The organism is Desulfovirgula thermocuniculi DSM 16036 (genome assembly GCF_000429345.1).
Taxonomy (GTDB): Bacteria; Bacillota; Desulfotomaculia; order Desulfotomaculales; family Desulfovirgulaceae; genus Desulfovirgula; species Desulfovirgula thermocuniculi.
This window is the reverse complement of the sequence record NZ_AUBR01000015.1, coordinates 1-20,506: the sequence shown is the minus strand read 5'-3', so window position 1 is coordinate 20,506 and position 20,506 is coordinate 1. Positions and strand designations below refer to the sequence as shown.

14 protein-coding genes and 1 rRNA gene are annotated in these 20,506 nt (G+C 63.8%); 11 read left to right on the top strand and 4 right to left on the bottom strand.

Features of this window, described 5'->3' with window-relative positions; all coding sequences use genetic code 11:
* Positions 1 to 10 precede the first annotated feature (10 nt).
* The 6 genes from pheS (at position 11) to G454_RS22310 (ending at position 7,217) form a co-directional block, all read left to right on the top strand.
* Positions 11 to 1,033 (top strand): phenylalanine--tRNA ligase subunit alpha, encoded by a 1,023-nt coding sequence (gene pheS / locus G454_RS0105020; protein WP_027717717.1) that lies wholly within the window; start codon positions 11 to 13, stop codon positions 1,031 to 1,033.
* Positions 1,034 to 1,057: 24 nt separating this feature from the next.
* Entirely contained in the window at positions 1,058 to 3,487 is a 2,430-nt protein-coding gene (gene pheT, locus G454_RS0105015; protein ID WP_027717716.1) for a phenylalanine--tRNA ligase subunit beta, read from the top strand.
* A 74-nt stretch (positions 3,488 to 3,561) separates the two neighbouring features.
* Complete coding sequence (locus tag G454_RS0105010) at positions 3,562 to 3,849, top strand: cell division protein ZapA (protein WP_051275914.1); 288 nt, start codon at positions 3,562 to 3,564, stop codon at positions 3,847 to 3,849.
* A gap of 55 nt (positions 3,850 to 3,904) precedes the next feature.
* Complete coding sequence (polX, locus tag G454_RS0105005; RefSeq protein ID WP_027717714.1) at positions 3,905 to 5,650, top strand: DNA polymerase/3'-5' exonuclease PolX; 1,746 nt, start codon at positions 3,905 to 3,907, stop codon at positions 5,648 to 5,650.
* 4 nt (positions 5,651 to 5,654) lie between these two features.
* Positions 5,655 to 6,245 (top strand): DNA-3-methyladenine glycosylase, encoded by a 591-nt coding sequence (locus tag G454_RS0105000; RefSeq protein ID WP_027717713.1) that lies wholly within the window; start codon positions 5,655 to 5,657, stop codon positions 6,243 to 6,245.
* Positions 6,246 to 6,260: 15 nt separating this feature from the next.
* Complete coding sequence (locus G454_RS22310) at positions 6,261 to 7,217, top strand: Nif3-like dinuclear metal center hexameric protein (RefSeq protein WP_027717712.1); 957 nt, start codon at positions 6,261 to 6,263, stop codon at positions 7,215 to 7,217.
* Here the strand turns inward: G454_RS22310 and G454_RS0104990 are convergent.
* A complete protein-coding gene (locus G454_RS0104990) occupies positions 7,212 to 7,964 on the bottom strand; it encodes a response regulator (RefSeq protein WP_245574319.1) in 753 nt (250 codons plus the stop codon). The two genes, G454_RS22310 and G454_RS0104990, sit on opposite strands and share 6 nt — an antisense overlap.
* 77 nt (positions 7,965 to 8,041) lie before the next feature.
* Between G454_RS0104990 and G454_RS0104985 the strand changes: the two genes are divergently transcribed.
* Complete coding sequence (locus G454_RS0104985; RefSeq protein WP_035107005.1) at positions 8,042 to 10,576, top strand: U32 family peptidase; 2,535 nt, start codon at positions 8,042 to 8,044, stop codon at positions 10,574 to 10,576.
* Between the two features lie 417 nt (positions 10,577 to 10,993).
* Here the strand turns inward: G454_RS0104985 and G454_RS0104970 are convergent, their stop codons facing one another.
* Entirely contained in the window at positions 10,994 to 12,472 is a 1,479-nt protein-coding gene (locus G454_RS0104970) for a hypothetical protein (protein ID WP_027717709.1), read from the bottom strand.
* Entirely contained in the window at positions 12,453 to 13,094 is a 642-nt protein-coding gene (locus tag G454_RS0104965) for an IS607 family transposase (RefSeq protein WP_027717708.1), read from the bottom strand. Before G454_RS0104965 ends, G454_RS0104970 begins: the two co-directional genes overlap by 20 nt.
* Before the next feature lie 42 nt (positions 13,095 to 13,136).
* On the opposite strand from G454_RS0104965, the gene G454_RS0104960 reads away from it, so the two are divergent.
* Entirely contained in the window at positions 13,137 to 15,491 is a 2,355-nt protein-coding gene (locus G454_RS0104960; RefSeq protein WP_027717707.1) for an endonuclease MutS2, read from the top strand.
* On the opposite strand, the gene G454_RS17825 is transcribed toward G454_RS0104960, so the two are convergent.
* The gene (locus G454_RS17825) at positions 15,469 to 17,769 is read right to left on the bottom strand and encodes a transglycosylase domain-containing protein (RefSeq protein ID WP_245574318.1); all 2,301 of its coding nucleotides are present in this window, start codon (positions 17,767 to 17,769) and stop codon (positions 15,469 to 15,471) included. The genes G454_RS0104960 and G454_RS17825 overlap by 23 nt on opposite strands.
* Before the next feature lie 135 nt (positions 17,770 to 17,904).
* Between G454_RS17825 and tyrS the strand changes: the two genes are divergently transcribed.
* The 3 genes from tyrS to G454_RS0104935 form a co-directional block, all read left to right on the top strand.
* On the top strand, positions 17,905 to 19,119 hold the full coding sequence (gene tyrS / locus G454_RS0104950; protein ID WP_483782830.1) for a tyrosine--tRNA ligase: 1,215 nt from the start codon (positions 17,905 to 17,907) through the stop codon (positions 19,117 to 19,119).
* 141 nt (positions 19,120 to 19,260) lie between these two features.
* Positions 19,261 to 19,881 (top strand): sporulation protein YunB, encoded by a 621-nt coding sequence (yunB, locus tag G454_RS0104940; RefSeq protein ID WP_156896669.1) that lies wholly within the window; start codon positions 19,261 to 19,263, stop codon positions 19,879 to 19,881.
* A gap of 159 nt (positions 19,882 to 20,040) precedes the next feature.
* A 16S ribosomal RNA gene (locus tag G454_RS0104935) occupies positions 20,041 to 20,506 on the top strand; the annotation flags it as partial.

The window sequence follows — 20,506 nt, the reverse complement described above, 5'->3', positions numbered from 1 at the left end:
GGAGCAGGCGTTGGAAGCAAAGCTGGAGAGGATTGCCCTGGAGGCCAGGGAGGCCCTGCTGCGGGCAACAAGCTTAGAGGAACTGGAAGAGCTGCGCGTGCGCTACCTGGGCAAGAAGGGAGAGCTGACCCAGATCCTGCGGGGCATGGGCAGCCTCGCCCCCCACGAGCGGCCCAGGGTCGGCCAGCTGGCCAACAAGGTGCGCCAGGACCTGGAAGACCTGCTCAAAGCGCGCACGGAGGAGCTCAAGTCCCGCCTGAAGGAGGAGATGCTGGAGGCCGAGCGCATTGACATCACCCTCCCGGGGACCGCCCTGCTCACGGGCAGGAAGCATCCCCTGACGGCGGTGGTGGAGAGGATCGAAGAGATCTTCCTGGGGCTGGGGTTTGCCATTGCCGAGGGGCCGGAGGTGGAGCTGGACTATTATAACTTTGAGGCCTTAAATTTGCCCAAGGACCACCCCGCGCGGGACATGCAGGATTCTTTTTTCTTTGGCCCGGACGTTTTGCTGCGCACCCACACCTCGCCCGTGCAGGTGCGGGTCATGGAGCGCACCGCGCCGGAGGTGCCGGTGAAGATTATTGCCCCGGGCAAGGTGTACCGCCGGGACGACGACGCCACCCACTCCCCCATGTTCCACCAGGTTGAAGGCCTCATGGTCGACCGGCGCGTGACCTTTGGGGACTTAAAGGGCGTGCTGGAGGTTTTTGCGCGGGAGATGTTCGGCCCCCAGACGCGCACGCGCTTCCGCCCCAGCTACTTCCCCTTTACCGAGCCCAGCGCGGAGGTGGACATTTCCTGCGTCATCTGCCAGGGAGAGGGGTGCCGGGTATGCGGCATGAGCGGCTGGCTGGAAATACTCGGCTGCGGCATGGTCCACCCGCGCGTGCTGGAAATGTCGGGGTACAACTCCGAAGAGGTAACCGGCTTTGCCTTTGGCATGGGTGTGGAGCGCATAGCCATGCTCAAGTACGGCATTGACGACCTGCGCCTGTTTTTTGAGAACGACCTGCGCTTTCTGGCGCAGTTCTAGCGGAGAAAGGGGAGAAATGTTGCTTTGCGCGTCTCGCTTAAGTGGCTAAGGGATTACGTGGACGTGCCTTTGGAAGCGGAGGAGCTGGCCGAGCGGCTGACCATGGCCGGTGTGGCCGTAGGCGCCGTTTACCGCCCGGGAAGGGAAGTTGCCGGGGTGGTCACCGGGCGCATCGAGCGCGTGGAGCCGCACCCCAACGCGGACAAGCTGGTCGTCTGCCGGGTGAACACCGGTGACGGGGAGCTGAGGCAGATAGTCACCGGCGCCCCCAACGTGCGGGAGGGGCAGGTAGTGCCGGTGGCCCTGGAAGGGGCCCGCCTGGCCGGCGGCGCGGTCATCAAACGGGCCAGGTTCCGGGGCGTGGAGTCGTGCGGCATGCTCTGCTCGGGCCAGGAGCTGGGGCTCGATCCCAAGACCATGCCGCCCGATCAGGCCCACGGCATCATGGTCCTCCCTCCCGATACGCCTTTAGGAGCGGACGTCCGCCCGCTGCTGGGCCTGGATGACGCCATTTTAGAGCTGGACCTCACCCCCAACCGGGGCGACTGCCTCTCCGTGATTGGCGTGGCCCGGGAAGTTGCCGCCCTTTTAGGGTTGCCCCTGCGGCTCCCGGAGACGGAAGTGGCAGCGGCACCCGGGTCCTCCCTTGAGGGGCGCGTGCGAGTGGACATCCTGGATCCCGGGCTCTGCCGGCGCTATGTGGCCCTGCTCTTTACCGGCATTAAGGTGGGCCCCTCGCCTCTCTGGCTGCAGGAGAGACTGCGGGCGGCGGGCATGCGCCCCATCAGCAACGTCGTGGACATCACCAACTACGTGATGCTGGAAATGGGCCAGCCCCTGCACGCCTTCGACTACCGCGCTTTAAAGGACGGCCACATTATCGTGCGCCGCGCGCAGCCGGGCGAGACCGTCGTCACCTTAGACGGCGTGGAGCGGCGCCTGGACCCGGAGATGCTGGTCATTGCCGACCCCGGCGGGCCGGTGGCCATAGCGGGGATCATGGGCGGGCTGCATACCGAGGTTACGGAAAAGACGGCAGAAGTGCTCCTGGAGTCCGCCTATTTCAACCCCACCTCCATACGCCGCACTTCCCGCGCCTTGGGCCTGCGCTCCGAGGCGTCCCTGCGCTTTGAAAAGGGCATCGACCTGGAGGGCTGCCTGGCGGCGGCCAGGCGCGCGGCTTACCTGGTCGCCCGGCTGGGGGTGGGCGAGGTGGTGGCCGGGGCCGTGGACAACTACCCCCTGCCCCAGGAGCGCCGCGTGGTAGTGCTCCGCCCGGAGCGGGTCGCCCAGGTGCTGGGCGTGGATGTGCCGCCCCAAGAAACCCGGGAGCTCCTGGGGCGGCTGGGCTTTGAGGTGCGGGAAGGCGAAGGGCGGCAAATGCTGGTGAAAGTGCCCAGCTACCGGGTGGACGTGAGCCGCGAGATTGACCTGGTGGAGGAGGTGGCCAGGGCCTACGGCTACCAGCGCATCCCCGCCACCCTGCCCTGTGGCCCCACCACCAAGGGCTTCAGGACGCGCCGGCAGGAGCTGCTGCGGCGGGTGGGGGGGGTTTTGGTGGGGTGCGGCCTTAGCGAGGTCATCACCTACAGCTTCATAAGCCCGGCCTCCTTTGACCGCCTGCGCTTACCTCCGGAAAGCCCCCTGCGCAAAGCGCTGAAGCTGCAGAACCCCCTTTCCTACGAGCAATCGGTTATGCGCACCACCCTCCTGCCGGGCCTCCTGGAAGTGCTGGTGCGCAACTTCAACCGCCGGGTGACCAGCGGGGCAATTTTCGAGCTGGGGCGGGTGTTTTACCCCAAGGACGGCGAGGTCCTGCCGGAAGAGCGGCTCCTGCTGGCGGCCGCGGCCATGGGCCAGGCGGCCTCCGGCTGGAACCGGCAGCCGGTGCAGCTGGACTTCTACTTCCTCAAGGGGGTTCTGGAGGTGCTTGCGGAGCGGCTGGGGCTGCCCGCGCTAGACTACGAGCGGGAAAGGCAAAATCCCGCCTTCCACCCCGGGCGCGCCGCCCGCGTGGTGGCCGAGGGTAGGGAGTTGGGCGTGCTGGGCGAGATCCACCCCGACGTCCTGGAGGATTACGGCCTGGGGGCGCGTGCCTGTGCCTTTGAGCTGGACCTAGAGGCCGTGCTGGAAATGGCCACCCGCGAGCCCCGGTACCAGCCGCTGCCGCGTTATCCCGGCGTGAGGAGGGACATCGCCCTGGTGGTGCCCCGGGAGGTGAGCTGCGGGGAAATCCTGCGGGTGATCCGCGAGGCAGGCGGAGAAAACTTGCGCCAGGTACAGCTTTTCGATGTGTACGAGGGCCGGCAAATTAAAAAGGGCTACCGCAGCATGGCCTTTTCCCTCTTCTTCCAGGCCGTCGACCGCACCCTGACCGACGAAGAGGTGGCAGCCAGGGTGGAGGCCATCTCCGCTGCCGCCGCAAGAGAACTGGGGGCCGAATTAAGGCGCTAGGTTTGGAGAAGGAATTACCCCTGGTTTCGGCGAAAGGTGTAACAATTTGAAAAAAGCCAGGGGGAAGGCCGCCGATGGGGAAGCAAGAGGGAAAGCCGGAGGATAAGCAGGAAACCCGGGTGGAAGTAGAGATTTTCGGGGAGTATTATATACTCAAGGGCAACGCCCCGGAGGACTACCTGCGCATGCTGGCCCAGTATGTGAACCAGAAGCTCCGCCAGATTATGACCCGCAACCCCCGCCTGGGCTTGACCAAAGCGGCCCTGCTGACCGCTTTAAATATTGCCGACGAGTTGATGAAGCTGCAGAAAGAGTACGACGAGCTCATAGAGCTTCTGGAAATGGAAAAGAGGGCCAAGTAATCCTGCAGCCCCGGTTAAGCCGGGGCTGTCAGGTGGAAGTGGGGTCTTGGCAGCCGTGCACAACATGGAGATTTCCTGGGCCTTGCGGGAGCTGGCCGACATCCTGGAATTTCTGGGGGAGGACTTTTTCAAGGTAAGGGCATACAGGCGCGCGGCAAAGATCATTGCCGGCCTTGAGCGCCCGGCGGAGGAGTTGTACCGGCAGGGTACCCTGGGCAAAATTCCGGGGATCGGCAGGAACATCCTGGCCAAGATCGGGGAACTGCTCACCAAAGGCGAGATGGAGAAGCTTAAAGCACTGCGCCAGGAGGTGCCGGCGGGAATCCTGGAGATCATGGCCCTGCCGGGCATAGGCCCCCGGCGGGCCCGCTTTTTATACGAGCAGCTGGGGGTCACCAGCCTCGAGGAGCTGGAGCGGGCGGCGCGGGAGAAAAAGGTGCGCGCCTTAAAGGGCATGGGCGTGAAGACGGAAATGGAGATCCTGCGCAGCATCGAGCTGGTGCGCAGGCGCCAGGGAGAGGTCCTCCTGCCTCTGGCCCGGGAGCTGGCGCGGGAGCTGGCCGAATGCGTGCGTGAGGCGCCCGGCGTTTTGGCCGTGAGCGTGGCCGGGGGCGTGCGGCGCTGGCAGGAAACGGTGGGCGAGATCCTCCTGGTGGCCGCGGCTAAAGGCGCGGAGCCGGTGCTGGGCGCGCTGGCCGCCCACAAGCGGGTGCGGGAGGTGGCCTGGCAGGGGAACGGCGGGATACGGGTGCAGACCTGGTGGGGCGTGCCGGTGGAACTCCGCGTGGTGAAGCCGGAGGAATACGGCGTAGCCCTGGTAAAAGCCACCGGTAGCGAGGAGCACTGCGCAAGGCTCTTTGCCCTTGCCCGCCGCAAGGGCGTTTCGCCTGAGGACCTGCTCTTTCCTCCGGCGGCGGGGGACGCAACCCAGCCGGTTCCCGAGTTCCCCGGTGCGCCGTTGCCGCAGGCGGAACAGGAGGTGTACCGCCGGCTGGGGCTCTGGCCGGTGCCACCCGAGCTGCGGGAAGGCGGGGAGGAGCTGGAGGCTGCCGTGCGGCCCGAACCCCCGCGCCTGATAGAGCCGGGCGATATAAAGGGCGACCTGCACGTGCACAGCGACTGGAGCGACGGGGCCAGCTCCATCCTCCAGCTGGTACAGCGGGCAAAGGAGAAGGGCTACCGGTACATAGCCATTACCGACCACTCCCGCTCCCTGGGGGTGGCCAGGGGGCTTTCCCTGGAGCGCCTGGAGGAGCAACACCGCTTCATCCGGGAGCTGAACGAGAAGGAGAAGGATTTCCGCGTGCTAACGGGCGTTGAGGTGGAGATCCTGCCCAGGGGGGGCCTCGACTTCCCGGAGGAAGTCCTGGCCGGGGCGGACGTGGTGGTGGCCTCTATACACAGCGGCTTCCGCCAGGACAGGGAAACCATTACCGGGCGCCTCCTGGAGGCCATCAAAAACGAGCATGTGGACATCATCGCCCATCCCACAGGGCGCCTGCTGGGAGAAAGGGAGGCCTACGCCGTGGATATGGAGAGGGTGCTGGAGGCGGCGGCCAAATACGGCAAGATCCTGGAGATAAACTCCTCGCCCGACCGCCTGGATTTAGACCCCCACTACGCCCGCCTGGCCCGCCAGTACGGCGTGAAGGTGGCCATAAACAGCGATGCCCATGACTTGCGGCGCCTTGACGAAGTGGTTTACGGCGTGGCCGTGGCCCGTAGGGCCTGGCTGAGCCCGGAAGATGTGGTGAACACCATGGACCTGCCTGACCTGCTGAAAATCCTGGGCCGCAGCTAAAGGGGTGGTTCCGTTCAAGCTCTCGGAGATCCTGCCGCGCTCCTTTTACGCCCGGGATACCGTGACCGTGGCCAAAGAGCTCATCGGCCATTACCTGGTCCACCGCAGCCCGGAAGGCCTCACGGCAGGCATGATTGTGGAAACGGAGGCCTATTTGCAGGGCGACCCCGCCTGCCACGCCGCCCGGGGCATGACGCCGCGCAACCGGGTGATGTTCGGCCCTCCCGGGCACGCCTACGTGTACTTCATTTACGGCATGCACTTTTGCTTTAACGTGGTTACGCGGGAAGAAGGGGTGGGCGAGGCGGTGCTCATCAGGGCCCTGGAGCCCGTGGCGGGAATTGAGCTCATGCGCCGCCGGCGCGGGAGGGAAAAGATCACCGAACTGTGCAGCGGTCCGGCGCGGCTGGTGGAGGCCATGGGCATTACGCGGGCCCACAATGGTTATGATTTAACCAGGGAGCCCCTGTACATCTGCCGGGGGCGCCATGCCTCCCTCAAGCTGGTGACCACCACCCGCATTGGCGTCACCGAAGGGCGCGATCTCCCCTTGCGCTTTTACCTGGAGGGGTCGCCTTACGTTTCCAGAAAATAGGAGGTGTTTTTCCTTTTGAAACTCCGCGAAATCTACGAGCTGGCGGTTAAAATGGGGATGGAGAGCGATCCCCGGGGCCTGGAAGCCGTGCAGAAGCTCCTGGCCCGCGAGAAGGAAAAGTACGAGGAACTAAAGGAGGAAGAAAAGAAGGAGTACGACCCGGAGCGCCTGCAGAACCCCTATGACGACACGCGCATCCTGGCGGGAGATCCGGAAAAGGAAGTGCGGCGGGTGCTGGCGGGCATTGACATGGAGGTGGGGGAGGTGCTGCTGGCCGACCGCCTGGGGGAGAGGGGCTGCCCGGTGGACCTCATCATCTCCCACCACCCCGAGGGCAAGGCCATGGCCGCCCTCTACCAGGTCATGCACCTGCAGGAGGACCTTCTGGCCCGCTTTGGCGTGCCCATTAACATTGCCGAGGGCATCATGGCCTCCCGCATTGCCGAGGTCAAGCGGGGGCTCATGCCCTTAAACCACAACAGGGCCGTGGATGCCGCGCGCCTTCTGGGCCTGGCCTTCATGTGCGCCCACACGGTGACGGACAACCTTGTGGCCAGCTTCCTGCAAAAACAGATGGACGAGCAAAAGCCGGAGACGCTGGGGGATATCTTGAAGCTCCTCAAGGAGCAGCCGGAGTACCGGGAGGCGGTCAAGTACCAGGCGGGGCCGGCCATTGTGGTGGGGAGCAAGGAGCGGCGGGCAGGGAAGGTGATGGTGGACATGACCGGGGGAACCAGCGGCTCGGAGGACGCCTATGCCAAGCTCGCCCAGGCGGGCGTGGGCACCCTCCTGGTCATGCACATAAACGAAAAGCACCGCAAGGAGGCGGAAAAAAACCACATCAACGTTATCGTGGCCGGCCACATGGCCAGCGACTCCCTGGGCATGAACCTTTTCCTGGACGAGCTGGAGGCCAGGGGTGTGGAGGTCGTGCCCTGCGCGGGTCTTTTGCGCTTCTCCCGCCGCTCATAGTTCTCCGGCCAGCGCCTTTCTGGCGGAGGCTAAAAGCTCCGGCCCGCTCCTGCCGTCCTCGGGGAAGACGGCCATCCCAAAATGCCAGTCTTTCCCCCCGACCCACTCCTGCACTTTTTTAACCACCACTTCGGCGCCGCTGCGGTCGGTCAGGGGGAGGACCAGGGCCAGGAGGTTTTCCTCCAGGGGTATGACCTCATCGATTTCGCGCAGCTTGCCCTCGATGTACCTTTTGATGTCGGCAGCGTTTGCCCTGCCCGGAGCCTTTCTCCTGGCCAGCACCAGAGAAAACTTGAGGTTCCCCCTCTGGGCGCGGTTGGCTTCCAGGCGGAGGACCCTCTCCAGCACCTCCGCCGGCTCCTCCGCGGCGGCGCGGCCCACGATCCTTTCCACCCTGTGCAGGAGTTCCTCGAGGCTAAAGGGCTTGCGCAGGTAGTCCACGGCCCCCGCGTGGATGGCCTCCTTTACGGTGGAAGCCTTGGCGTCGGCGGTCAGGCACATCAGCGGTACGTAGCGGTACTGGGGATTTTCCCTTATTTTTTTCGCCACGGTCAGGCCGTCCATGCCGGGGAGGTGTATGTCGATGATCACCAGGTCGAAGGGGGACAGCCGCTGCGCTATTTTGGCCAGGGCCTCTTCGCCGCTGGTAGCCTCCACCACCTCGTAGCCCTTGCCTTCCAGGTGTTTCTTTACGGAAAAGCGGGTGAGGGTGGAATCTTCCACCACGAGAATGGATTTTTTCTTCAAGGGGCTCACCTCTTCCTGACATGACCGTTTTCGACAGGAAGTTAAATAATTCCTGCCTGGCAAGGAGGTACGGTCCCTTGGTTGAGCTGCTGGCCCCGGCCGGCGACTGGGATTCCCTGGTGGCGGCGGTGCAAAACGGTGCCGATGCCGTATACCTGGGGGGCAAAGCCTTCAACGCGCGCATCGGGGCGACCAACTTTGAGGAAGCAGAGCTGCAGCGGGCCATAGATTACGCCCACGTGCGGGGGGTCAAGGTTTACGTCACCGTAAACATTCTGCTGGCGGAGCAGGAAGTGCGGGAGGCCCTTCGCTTCCTGCACTTCCTGCAGCGCGCGGGCGCCGACGCGGTGATCGTGCAGGACCTGGGGTTGGCCGCTCTGGCGAGGGAAGTAATACCTGAGCTGGATATACACGCCAGCACGCAGGTGACCGTGCACAACCTGCCGGCCGTGAAAAAGCTCGAGGAGCTTGGCTTCAAGAGGGTGATCCTGGCGCGGGAGATGGGCCTGGCCGAGGTTGCCGCCATTAAAAGGGCTACTGACATGCAGCTGGAAGTTTTTATCCACGGGGCGCTTTGCATCTGCTACTCCGGCCAGTGCCTCTTTTCCAGCATGATAGGGGGGCGGAGCGGCAACAGGGGCCGCTGCGCCCAGCCGTGCCGGCTGCGCTACGCGCTGGTGGACGAAAAGGGGCGCCCCCTGGTGGAGCCAAAAGAAGCGGGGGAACACCTCTTGAGCCCCCGCGATTTAAACCTCTCCTCCCGCCTGCCGGAGCTTATTAATGCCGGCATCGATGCCTTTAAAATTGAGGGGCGCATGAAAAGGGCGGAGTACGTGGCCACGGTGGTGCGCATTTACCGGGAGCTCATCGACCGCGCCCTGCGGGGGGAATTTTACCTCCTGCCGGAAGAGGCCCGAGACCTGGCGCAGATCTTTAACCGGGACTTTACCACCGGGTACTTCTTCGGCCACCCCGGCCAGGACCTGATGAGCACCAGGCGCCCCAACAACCGCGGCCTCTTCCTGGGGCGGGTGGTGCGCTACGAGCGGGAGAGCCGCCGGGCGCAGGTCAAGCTGGAGGAGCCCCTGCGGGAGGGGGACGGGGTGGAGGTTTGGGTCAGCCACGGGGGGCGCCTGGGAGCGGTGGTGCACGCCCTGCGGGTAGGCGGGCAGCAGGTAGAGGAGGCGCCGGCCGGGGCGGTGGCGGAAATATTCCTGCCTGAAGGTGTCCGGCCGGGGGACCGCCTTTTCAAGACGCACGATGCCGCCCTGGTGGAGAAGGCGCGGGCTACCTTTGCTTCCCCGCAGGAGAGGCGCAAGATCCCGGTGAGCTTTTTGGTGCGCGCCAGGATGAACGAGCCCCTTTATCTGGAGGTGAGGGACGAAGAGGGCAACGCGGGTAGCGCGCACGGCGAATTTCCCGCCCAGCCTGCCGCCACCGCCCCTTTGACGCCGGATTTTTTAAGGCAGCAGCTGGACCGCCTGGGCAACACGCCCTTTGCCTTAAAGGAAGTGCGCTGCGAGCTGGACGAGAAGGTTATGGTGCCGGCAAGCGATATTAACCGCGCAAGGCGCCGGGCCATTGCGGGGCTGGAGGAAGCACGCAAGGAGGCGGCCCGGCCGGCGCCGCCACTGCCGGCAGAGGTTTTTGCCGCCAGGATGGAGGAGGCCCGGAGGAAGTTCCCTGCGGCGCGCAGAGGGGGGAAGAAGGAACTCCGCCTCCCGGTGCTGGCGGTGGCGGTCACGGACCTGGCTTCCCTAAAAGCCGCCGTGGCCGCCGGGGCCGGCCAGGTGTACTTTGGCGGGGAGTGGTTTAAGAGCGGGCCGCCGGTGGGCGAAAGAGAAATTCGGCAGGGGGCGGAGATCTGCCGCGCGGCGGGGGTTAGCTTTGTCCTCTCCACCCCCCGCATTGTCCACGATAACGAGATGCCGCATGTGGAACGGCTCTGCGCGCTGGGAGAGGAGCTGTGCGCCGACGGCATCCTGGTGGGCAACCTGGGCCTGCTGGCGCGGGCGGCAAGGTCCGGCCTGCCCGTTTGTGCCGACCTGGCCTTCAACGTTTTTAACCCTTACACCGCCGCCTGCCTGGCAGGGCAGGGCGCCGTGCAGGTGGCCCTTTCTCCGGAGCTGACCAAAGAGCAGGTCGGAGAGATAGCGGCCGGCGCCGGCGTGAGGGTGGAAGTGCTGGTGCAGGGGCGCCTGGAGCTCATGGTTTCCCGCTACTGCGCCCCCGGGGGGCTCCTGGGGGGCTTTGCCGGCGGCAGGCGCTGTGAGGCGCCCTGCCGGGGGAGGCGCTTTGCCTTGAGGGACCGGTTGGGGGTCCTTTTCCCCCTGGAAATGGATCAGTTCTGCCGCATGCGCCTGTTTAACTCCCGGGATCTCTGCTTGCTCGATGACCTGCCCGGACTTTTGGAGATGAGGGTGGGGGTGCTCCGCATTGACGCCCGGGGCCGTGGTCCGGATTACACCCGGGATACCGTAAGGGCCTACAGGCAGGCCCTGGAACTGGCCCTGGCCGGCAGAACCGGGCAGCTCAAAAAGCTGCGGGACGCCCTTTACCGTTACAGCCCCGGTGGCCTCACCAAGGGCCACTTTTACCGCGGGGTGGAATAATGCCCGTTAAAGAGGGATGCACCGTGGAGGTCAACTTTCCCTATACAAAGCTAAGCAACCTTTAGCTTTGCACTCAGGTACTTGTTGTGCAAGTTCATCGGCCTTTTTTCTCGGCCTCCCCGACGGCTACCTCCGTCACCGTCTGGCCGGCCCGGCATCCCCTCACGGGGAAGGCCCGCATCTTCCCGGTCTCGGGCCCACGGCTGCCGGGCCGCTTCCCGGCGTTTTTCCGTCCCTCAGGCGGGTCCCACATTTGTGGGCTGCAGAGGAATTCCCGCAGGCGGTACCCGCCCCGGGCACATACCGGGAAGGGGAGTTACCCGCCTACCCGCCGTCCCTTTGCCCCCACCGCACGGTGTTGCCGGAACCCCGGGCGGCCCCGGCAGGGAAGAACGGCAGGCTTAAGAGAAAAGAACTTTAACCCGCTCCGGCAAAGACGTGCTCCACCCAGGCGGAAGGAGTAAAGGCTCTGGTGTTGAAATAGCGCGAGGCTTTTTTCCGGGCCGCCTTGAACATGCCGAAAAGTCTGCCCCAGAGCTTCGCGTTCACCCATCCTTCCCCGGGCGGGCGCCCGAGAAGCTGAAGCAGGGCCTTCGGCACCTTCTCCTTGAAGCCCAGCGCCCGGCGGGCTATAACTAAAGCCGCTGCCTGGTGCGCGGACAGCCCGTAAGTTTCGGCGTACTTGAAAAAGCCGATGAGCGAAGTGAAATGCGCGGGCACGGTGAACACCGCGATGCCATGCTTCCTCAGGGCCACGGTGATACGGTTGAACAGGAGTTTCTTGCAGAAGTTGTGCGTAATGCGGTTGAAAAGGCGGTTGGTGTCGTGGTCCTGGGCGAAGGACAGCTCCTCCAGGGCCACCTGCTTTACGTCCAGAGATTCCAGCCAGCTGGCCACCTCCCTGGCCAGGTTGCCCGCGATCCACTCCCTCTTGTTGTGGGAAGCGTGCACCAGATCCGAGCACCAGAAACAGCGGGAGACCTTGAAGTTGCCGTCCGGCAGGACCACCGTCACGGCCACCACGTCGGGGTTCAGGTCTATCCCGCCCACGGGTTGGCTCTTGTCCACTTCCGCGGTGTCGCCCAGGGAAAGCGAAATGAGGCAGTCGAACCTGCCGTCCCTGCGCACCACCCGCACCGAGTACGGCCCGCCTCCAGCCAGACACCGGAGGAGCAGGTTCCGGTAGCGGGCGGAAACCTCCAGAGGCACGGTTACCCAGTCTTCCTCTTGGCGCTTACGGTTGCTTTTATTCTCAGGTTCCGGCGGTATGTAAATGTTGAGCCGGAAGGAGCCAATAACTTCGTCGAAGACTACCTCCGTATTGGCATTGCCATGCTGGCCCTCCAGTCCTTTCTGGTTGGTCTGGCCCACGGAGTAAAAGGCGTTTGACCTCAGCTCCCGCCACTCTTCCCTGGAGAGCTTTCCTTCCTGGAGGAGGAGCAGGTTTTTCCTGCCGCCGAAGACGGCGGGCGGGACCTCATCGCGGTCCAGGAAACCTTTCCAGTAAGCGAGTTTGGCGCGGAGTCTGTTCAGCCGCAAAGTCAAACCCTGACGGTGAAGCTTGTTTTTGGTGCGCTCCAGCTTCTCCGCGGACTTTTCTATCTTGGCCTCCAGGTCCGAAACATGCATTTTGACCTGCTCTTTCTGGCTCTCGATGGTGGCCTTTGCGTCCTCCACGGCCCACTGGCACCAGCGGGCGTTGGGAAAGAACTTCCGGTAGAGGTCTTTGACGATTTCTCCCGGTTCCTTTCCCCGCCTCAGCGCCTGGTAAGCGGCGCGCTTGGCCGCCTGGAACCGGCGCATGAAGGAGATGAGCCTTTCCTTTGCCGCCTCATCCGGATATATCCGGCCCGGTATGGTTACCACATCGGCGGGTTTACTCACCCCTGGCCGCATCACGGATTGCCTCCCTTACTTTTCTGCGAAACTCCTTGCTCCGCGAACCGTAGAGCTTGGTCGAAAAAACGGTCAGTATGGAAAGCATATCCTGCACCAGTTCTTCCTGCAGGGACTTCGGTTCTTCTCCGTTCACCACTTCCACCTTCACGCCGAAGGCGTTGAGGTAGCGCTCGATGTAGGTGAAGCCGAACCTGGCCAGGCGGTCTTTGAACTCGACCACCACCAGGTCCATCTTGCCTTCGCGGGCCATTTTGAAGAGCCGGGCCAACCCTTTGCGCTTTTCGTTGAGCCCGGAACCCTGTTCGGCTATGACGGCAACCACTTCGTAGCCCCTGGTCCGGCAGTATTCCTCCAGGCGCTGCTTCTGGCGTTCCAGGTTGCCCGCCCCGGCCTGCTTGGCCGAAGAGACGCGGGCGTAGATGACAGCCCTGCGGCCGGAGGGTAAATCTTCTCCTAAGAGGCGCAGGATTTCGCTTCTGGGAAAGCGCCTCTGGCCGGAAGGCGTGCGGATACAGCGGATTTTGCCCGTCTTTTCCCAACGGCGCAGGGTAATGGGGTGCACGCCGAGTATTTCGGCTGTTTTGCGTAATGGATAGTGCTCTTCTAGATCATGTCTCATAGCCTAAGTATAGCATTGATTAAGAAAGGAGACAACTGTTAGATGGACGTGCGCAACCTGCAAAGGCTGGAGTTTGACAAGGTGTGCGAGCAGCTGGCAGGCTTTGCTTCTTCGGAGCTGGGGAGGGAAAAGGCGCTTGCCTTGCGCCCTGCCACGGACGCAGGGGTGATCAGGATCTGGCAGTCCCAGACCTCCCAGGGGCGGGAGATCCTGCGCCGGGAGCCGGAGTTCTCCTGGGGGGGCTGGAAGGACGTGCGCCCCGCCCTGCAGAGGGCGCGGCGGGGAGCAATGCTGGACCCCCTGGAGCTCTTTGAGATCGGCCAGGCCCTTGCCGCCTTCCGCCGGGTGAGGGAGTTTTTCCAGAAGCGCCAGGGCCGCTATCCCCTTCTGGAAAAGATAGCCTTCAACATCGGGGACTTTCACGAGCTGGAGAAAAAGATAAGCCGTACCGTGCTTCCGGGCGGCGAGATTGCCGATGACGCGTCTCCGGCCCTGTACCAGATCCGCCGGAAGCTGGAACGCGCCAGGCAGCAGGTCAGGGAGAGGCTGGAGGGGATCATCCGCTCCCCGCACTACCAGAGGTACCTGCAGGAGGCAATTGTGACCGTGCGGGAGGGGCGCTACGTGGTGCCGGTCAAGCAGGAATTCCGCCACCAGGTCCCGGGCCTCGTCCACGACCAGTCGGCCAGCGGGGCCACCCTCTTTGTGGAGCCCCTCGCGGTGGTGGAGGCCAACAATGAGATCCGCCGCCTGCAGGCGGCGGAAAAGCGGGAGGTGGAGCGTCTTCTGACCGAGCTCTCGGCCATGGTGGCCAGGCAGGGAGCCGAGCTGGCCGCTTCCCTCGAGGCCATGGGCGAGCTGGATTTCATCATGGCCAGGGCGCGCTACGCCGACGCCACGGATGCCGTCGAGCCGCGCCTCCTGGAAGAGCCCAAGTTGCGGCTGAACCATGCCCGCCACCCCCTGCTGGGCAAGGGCGCCGTGCCCATTTCCGTTCACCTCGGCTACCGGTTCGACACCTTGATCATCACCGGCCCCAATACGGGGGGCAAGACGGTGGCCTTGAAGACGGTGGGGCTGCTCGTGGCCATGGCCCAGTCGGGCCTCCACATCCCTGCCGCCGACGGCAGCGAGCTGGGGATTTTTGCCCACGTCTTTGCCGATATCGGGGATGAGCAGAGCATAGAAAACTCGCTGAGCACCTTTTCCTCCCACCTGACCAATATCGTCCACATCCTTAACCATGCCGGACCGCGGAGCCTGGTCCTCCTGGACGAGATCGGCGCGGGTACCGACCCCACGGAAGGGGCGGCGCTGGCCCAGGCTATTCTGGAGCGTCTGCAGGAGCTGGGCGCCAAGACCCTGGCCACCACCCATTACAGCGAGCTGAAAAACTTTGCCCACCGCCGGGCGGGGGTGGAAAACGCCTGCGTGGAGTTCGACGCCGTAACTTTAAGGCCCACCTACCGCCTGCTCATCGGAAGGCCGGGGCAGAGCAATGCCTTTGAAATTGCCCGCCGCCTGGGGCTCCCGGAAGAGCTGGTGGAGCGGGCGCGGGGCTTTCTCAGCCCCGAACAGGTGCAGCTGGCCGACCTCCTGGCGCAGCTGGAAAGGTCCCGCCAGGAGGCGGAGCGGGAGCTGCTCGCCGCGAGGAAGGCGCGGGAGGAAGCGGCGGCGCTGCGGGAGCGCTACCGGCTTTTGGGGGAGCAGCTGGCTGCAAAGCGCCAGGACATCCTGGCCAGGGCCAGGGAGGAAGCACGGAGGCTGGTGAAAGAGGCGCAGCGGGAAGCCGAGGAGGCCGTGCGGGAATTGCGGGAGCGCCTGGCGGAGGAATCGGCCCGGGCCAGGGAAGAGGCCATCCGGGAGGTGCGGGAGAGGCTGGCCGGTATGCGCCGGAAGCTGGAAGAGAAGCCGTCCTCCCGCCCGCTCGAGGGCGAGGCGCCCGCCGCGGTGAGCGTGGGGCAGGCGGTCTACTTGCCCCGCTTTGGCCAGCAGGGGACGGTGGTGGCCGTGGCGGGGCCGGAAGAGGTCACGGTGCAGGTGGGCGTGGTAAAGCTCAGCGTGCCCGTAAGGGAACTACGCCTGGCCGCGGAAACCCAGGGCGGTGCCGGAGAAACCGGCGTGGCCAGGCTGCTGGAAGAAAAAGCCCGCACCGTCTCCCCCAGGCTCGACCTGCGGGGGATGCGGGCGGACGAAGCGCTGCAGGAGGTGGAAAAGTACCTCGACGAAGCGTCCCTGGCCGGGCTGTCCAGGGTTTACCTGGTGCACGGCAAGGGCACCGGAGCCCTGCGCTCGGCCATCCAGCAGCACCTGCGGTCGGACCGGCGGGTGAAATCGTTCCGCCTGGGCGAGCACGGCGAAGGGGGTGCCGGCGTTACCGTGGTGGAGCTGGCTTAGGCTTTTCCTCCGGAGTTCGCCCGGGGCCGAGGTTGGCCAGCGGCTCCGGCGCCGGCTTTGCCTCCCGCGAGGCTCCCTGGCCCGGCTTGGCGGGCTGGTTGCCCGTACCGCCGGTAGCCGCGCCGCCGGCGGTGTGCAGGGTGCAGGTGGTGGACGGCACCCGCTGCTCGTAATCCTCCACGTAGCTGGGCACGCTGTAGGGCAGGCTGATCATCACCCGGGTAACCCGCTGCGGGCAGTAGGGGCCCGCCAGCTGGCCGGTGGTGGCGCAGATTTCCACGGCCACGCGGGTATTATCCACCTGGGTGGGCACGGTGCCTTCCGCAAAGAGGTCGGTCACCAGGTCGGAAGGCGGCGTGTTGGGTCCCGGAAGCAGGCCCGACTTGCCGTCCACCGTGGCGGTGACGATTCCCGGGGGCGGCGTGAAGTCGCGCGCCGGGACGTTTTTGAGCGCCTGAGACATGACCTGGCGCCAGATGATGGCCGGGTAGCGCCCGCCAAACTCGTAGGGCATGGCCCTGGGCTGGTCGTAGCCTATCCACACCACGCACACCAGGTCGGGGGTGTAGCCGGCAAACCAGAGGTCCTTGCCCTGGTCCGAGGTGCCCGTTTTCCCCGCCGCGGGGCGCCCGATGTTGGCATTGGTGCCCGTGCCCTTTTCGATAACGGTCTTGAGCATATCCGTGATCAGGTAGGCCGTAGTCGGCCTCATGACCTGGCGCGGCTTGGGCTGGTACTCGTAGAGGAGGTGCCCGGTGGCGTCCTCCACCCTTAAAATGGCCGTGGGCTCCAGGTAAAAGCCCTGGTTGGCAAAAGCGGCATAGGCGGCGGCCATCTGCAAGGGGGTGATGCCCTCATGGAGCCCTCCCAGGGCCACGCTGGGGCCGTGGGTGGCAGGGTCGAGGTTAATCCCCAGGTCGCGGACAAACCGGATGGCGTTGGGCAGGCCCACGTACTCCATGAGGGTCCTGACGGCCACCACGTTGATGGATTCGGCAATGGCCCTCCTCATGGTCACGAGGCCGTGAAAGCGCCCGTCGTAGTTGCGCGGGGTATAGCTGCCGTAGGTTACGGGGATGTCGTCAATGACGGAGGCCGGCCCCATGCCCTTGTACTCGATGGCCGGGGCGTAGGCAATGAGGGGCTTGAAGGTGGAACCCGGCTGCCTGCCCGGGGCCATGGTGGCCCTGTTCCACTGCAGGCGGTGGGTGTGCTCCCTGCCGCCCACCAGGGCCTTTATGTGACCGGTGCGGGGGTCGAGGACCACCAGGGCACCCTGGGGCTGGAGGAGCCCGTTGCTGTCCCGGGTGGAAGCCGGGAAGTTAAGGGGGTCGGCCATAACCTTTTCGGCTATTTCCTGTATCTTGGGGTCCAGGGTAGTATAAACCCTCAGGCCGCTTTTAAAAACCTTCTCCGCGCCGTACTTTCCCACCAACTGCTCCGTGACGTAGTCCACGAAATACGGGTAGGGGTAGGGCTGGCCCTTACCGGGCCTGAGCTGGTCCTCCAGCTTTACGGCCTTGGCCTTTTCCGCCTGGGGCTGGGTGATGAAGCCGTACTCGGCCATCTTGTCCAGCACCACGTTGCGGCGGGCCAGCGCTCCCGCGGGGTTCCGGAAGGGGTCGTAGGCGCTGGGCGCCTGCACCAGGCCCGCCAGGAGCGCGCCGTCCGCGAGGGTAAGCTGGTTCACCGGCTTGCCAAAGTAGGTTTCCGCCGCCGAGCGGATGCCGTAGGCGCCGGCCCCGAAATAGACCTTGTTCAGGTACATTTCCAGTATTTCTTCCTTGGTGAAGCGCCTTTCCACCATAAAAGCCAGGATCACTTCCTGGACCTTTCTCTTAAAACTCCTTTCCGGCCCCAGAAAGGAAAGCTTGACCAGCTGCTGGGTGATGGTGCTGCCGCCCTCGTAAATGCCCCGTCCGGTGATGTTGGTCCAGGCTGCCCTGGCAATGCTCCGCAGGTCTACCCCGTGGTGTTGGTAAAAGCGCACGTCTTCAATGGCCAGAAAAGCCTCCTGCACGTGCGCGGGGACGTCCTTGAGGCTGGCCGGCATGCGGTTCTCCTCGCCCACCCTGGCCACAACGTCCCCGTTCTTATCGTAAATCAGGGTGGCGGAGGTGGAGAGAAGCTTCTCCTCGCTCCAGGCGGGCATATCTTTTAAGCTGACGACCACCAGGCCCAGGGTGAGTAAGCCGCCGAACATGATGGACACAAGGAGGAGAGAAAAAAACAGCCGCCAGATGCGGAGCTTCCTTTTTCTCCTCTTCCTGGAATACAATTGTTTTGCCCCCTCCGGGTTTCTCTACAACAGCATTATAGCATATTTTTTGTGCTGCTTGTCAGGCGGCGCGGCCTTCTGGTATAGTTTTGAGTTGTGAGGCGGGAAACGGAAAGGGGAAAAGCAATGCTACCCGTGGAAAAGCAAATGGAAATAATCAAGCGGGGCGTGGCGGAGATCATTTCCGAGGAGGAGCTGGCCGCCAAGCTGGAAAAGTCCCTGGCTACAGGGCGCCCCTTGCGCGTTAAACTGGGCCTGGACCCCACCGCTCCCGACATCCACCTGGGGCACACGGTGGTGCTGCAGAAGATGCGCCAGTTTCAGGAACTCGGGCACGAGGCCATTATCATCCTGGGCGACTATACCGCGCGCATAGGCGACCCCACGGGGAGGGTGGAAACGCGCCGCCAGCTTAGCGAAGAGGAGGTCCTGGCCAACGCCCGCACCTACGAGAAGCAGATCTTTAAAATACTCGACCCCCAGCGCACGAGGGTGGTTTTTAACAGCCAGTGGCTGGGTTCCCTGACCTTTGCCCAGGTGCTCGAGTTGGCGGCAAAGTACACGGTGGCCCGCATGCTGGAGAGGGAGGACTTTGCCCGCCGCTTCCGCGAGGGCCTGCCCATAGGCATACACGAATTCTTCTACCCCCTCATGCAGGGCTACGACTCCGTAGCTCTGGAGGCCGATGTGGAACTGGGCGGCACGGATCAGAAATTTAACCTGCTCATGGGGCGTACCCTGCAAAAGGAGTACGGCCAGGAGCCCCAGGTGGCCCTCATGATGCCCATCCTCGAGGGCTTAGACGGCGTCCAGAAGATGAGCAAGAGCCTGGGGAACTACATAGGCATTGACGAGCCGCCGGGCGAAATGTACGGCAAGACCATGTCGCTTCCCGACGATCTCATGGTGCGTTACTTTGAGCTGGTAACGCCCGTGCCCCTGGAGGAGGTGCGCGCCATTGCCGCCGGGCTGGCCAGCGGCGAGCTTCACCCCAGGGACGTGAAGATGCGCCTGGCGCGGGAGATAGTGAGCTTTTACCACGGCCGGGAGGCGGCCCTAAAGGCCGAAGAAGAATTCAAGCGCGTTTTCCAGCAGCGGGAGCTACCCGAAGAGATCCCCGTCTTTGAAGTCACCCCCGACCTCATGGAGGGGGGAGCCGTCTGGCTGCCCAGGCTGCTCCACGCGAGCGGTCTGGTGCCCAGCACCAGCGAGGGGCGCCGCCTCATCCAGCAGGGAGGGGTAAAGGTGGACGGCGAAAAAATATATGATCCCGGCTTCAAGCTGGTCCCCGCCGACGGGATGGTCATCAAGGTGGGCAAGAGAAAGTTCCTGCGCCTAAAGTGCACATAGAACTTGCAAGCGGCAAAAGCGCCGCTTTTTTATTTGGCGGGTTTCTGTTTGGCGGGTTTCTTTGGCGGGCCTCATATAATTTTTTAAAAGCCCAAAGGGAGCGGTACCCCCTTGCGGTATAAGAGGCGGAAAAAGCGCCGAGTGCTCTGGGTTCTGGCTGCCTTTTTCCTCGCCCTGGGAGGGCTCTTTTACTGGGCGGACCGCATCTTGCGCCCCACCATTTTAAAGATTGCCGAGGCGCAAGCCGTGCACATGGCCACGGAAGCCATAAACCAGGCGGTGCGGCAGGAAATCAAGGAGAGCAACCTCCAGTACGACGACCTGGTCAGGCTGCACAAGGACAGCCAGGGCCACATAGTCCTGATGCAGGCCGATACGGTGAAGATCAACGGCTTTATGGCCGAGGTGACGCTGGACGTACAGCGCGCCCTGCAAGAGCTGGCCCAGAAGACTTTTCGCATCCCCCTCGGCCAGGTGACGGGCAGCCAGTTGCTGGCCAACTACGGCCCGCGCATTTCCGTAACCGTAATACCCGTGGGCACCGTCAGGGTGGGGGTGGACGACCGCTTTGAGCAGGCCGGCATAAACCAGACGAGACACCGCATTTACCTCGACCTGTCCGCCGAAGTGCGCATAGTCGTACCGCCGCAGAGCACCGTGGCCCTGGTTACGGAAAAGGTGCCCCTGGTGGAAAGCATCATTGTGGGGCAGGTGCCCGGGACCTTTGTGCAGTTCCCCCCACTTTTTAAGGAAAGCCCTTGACGGATTTCAGGCCGGGATGTTAACATATTCTTAACAGTCCTGCCAGACAAAAAACCACAAAAAGCTGTTGACAAAGGTCGGGCGGGCAGCTATAATGTGAAATTGCTGGTCCTTGAAAACTGAACAGGGTGGCGCGGAGCTGGTATTGGGTGGGGCTTTTTTATGGAGAGTTTGATCCTGGCTCAGGACGAACGCTGGCGGCGTGCCTAACACATGCAAGTCGAGCGGGCTGGTGGTGGGTGATGAGTCTATCATCAGTTTAGCGGCGGACGGGTGAGTAACGCGTGGATAACCTACCCGTGAGACCGGGATAACCCTGGGAAACCGGGGCTAATACCGGATATACTCCTGCTGGGGCATCCTGGTGGGAGGAAAGGTGCTTGTTGGTGCCGCTTACGGATGGGTCCGCGTCCCATTAGCTAGATGGTGGGGTAATGGCCTACCATGGCTGCGATGGGTAGCCGGCCTGAGAGGGTGACCGGCCACACTGGGACTGAGACACGGCCCAGACTCCTACGGGAGGCAGCAGTGGGGGATCTTCCGCAATGGGCGAAAGCCTGACGGAGCGACGCCGCGTGGGGGAGGAAGGCCTTCGGGTTGTAAACCCTTGTTCTGGGGGAAGAAG

Excerpts from the sequence above, each read along its gene's own strand:
- G454_RS0105010 (WP_051275914.1), top strand. The coding sequence starts at position 3,562 with ATGGGGAAGCAAGAGGGAAAGCCGGAGGATAAGCAGGAAACCCGGGTG.
- G454_RS0104970 (WP_027717709.1), bottom strand. The coding sequence starts at position 12,472 with ATGCGGCCAGGGGTGAGTAAACCCGCCGATGTGGTAACCATACCGGGC.
- G454_RS0104965 (WP_027717708.1), bottom strand. The coding sequence starts at position 13,094 with ATGAGACATGATCTAGAAGAGCACTATCCATTACGCAAAACAGCCGAA.
- G454_RS0104960 (WP_027717707.1), top strand. The coding sequence starts at position 13,137 with ATGGACGTGCGCAACCTGCAAAGGCTGGAGTTTGACAAGGTGTGCGAG.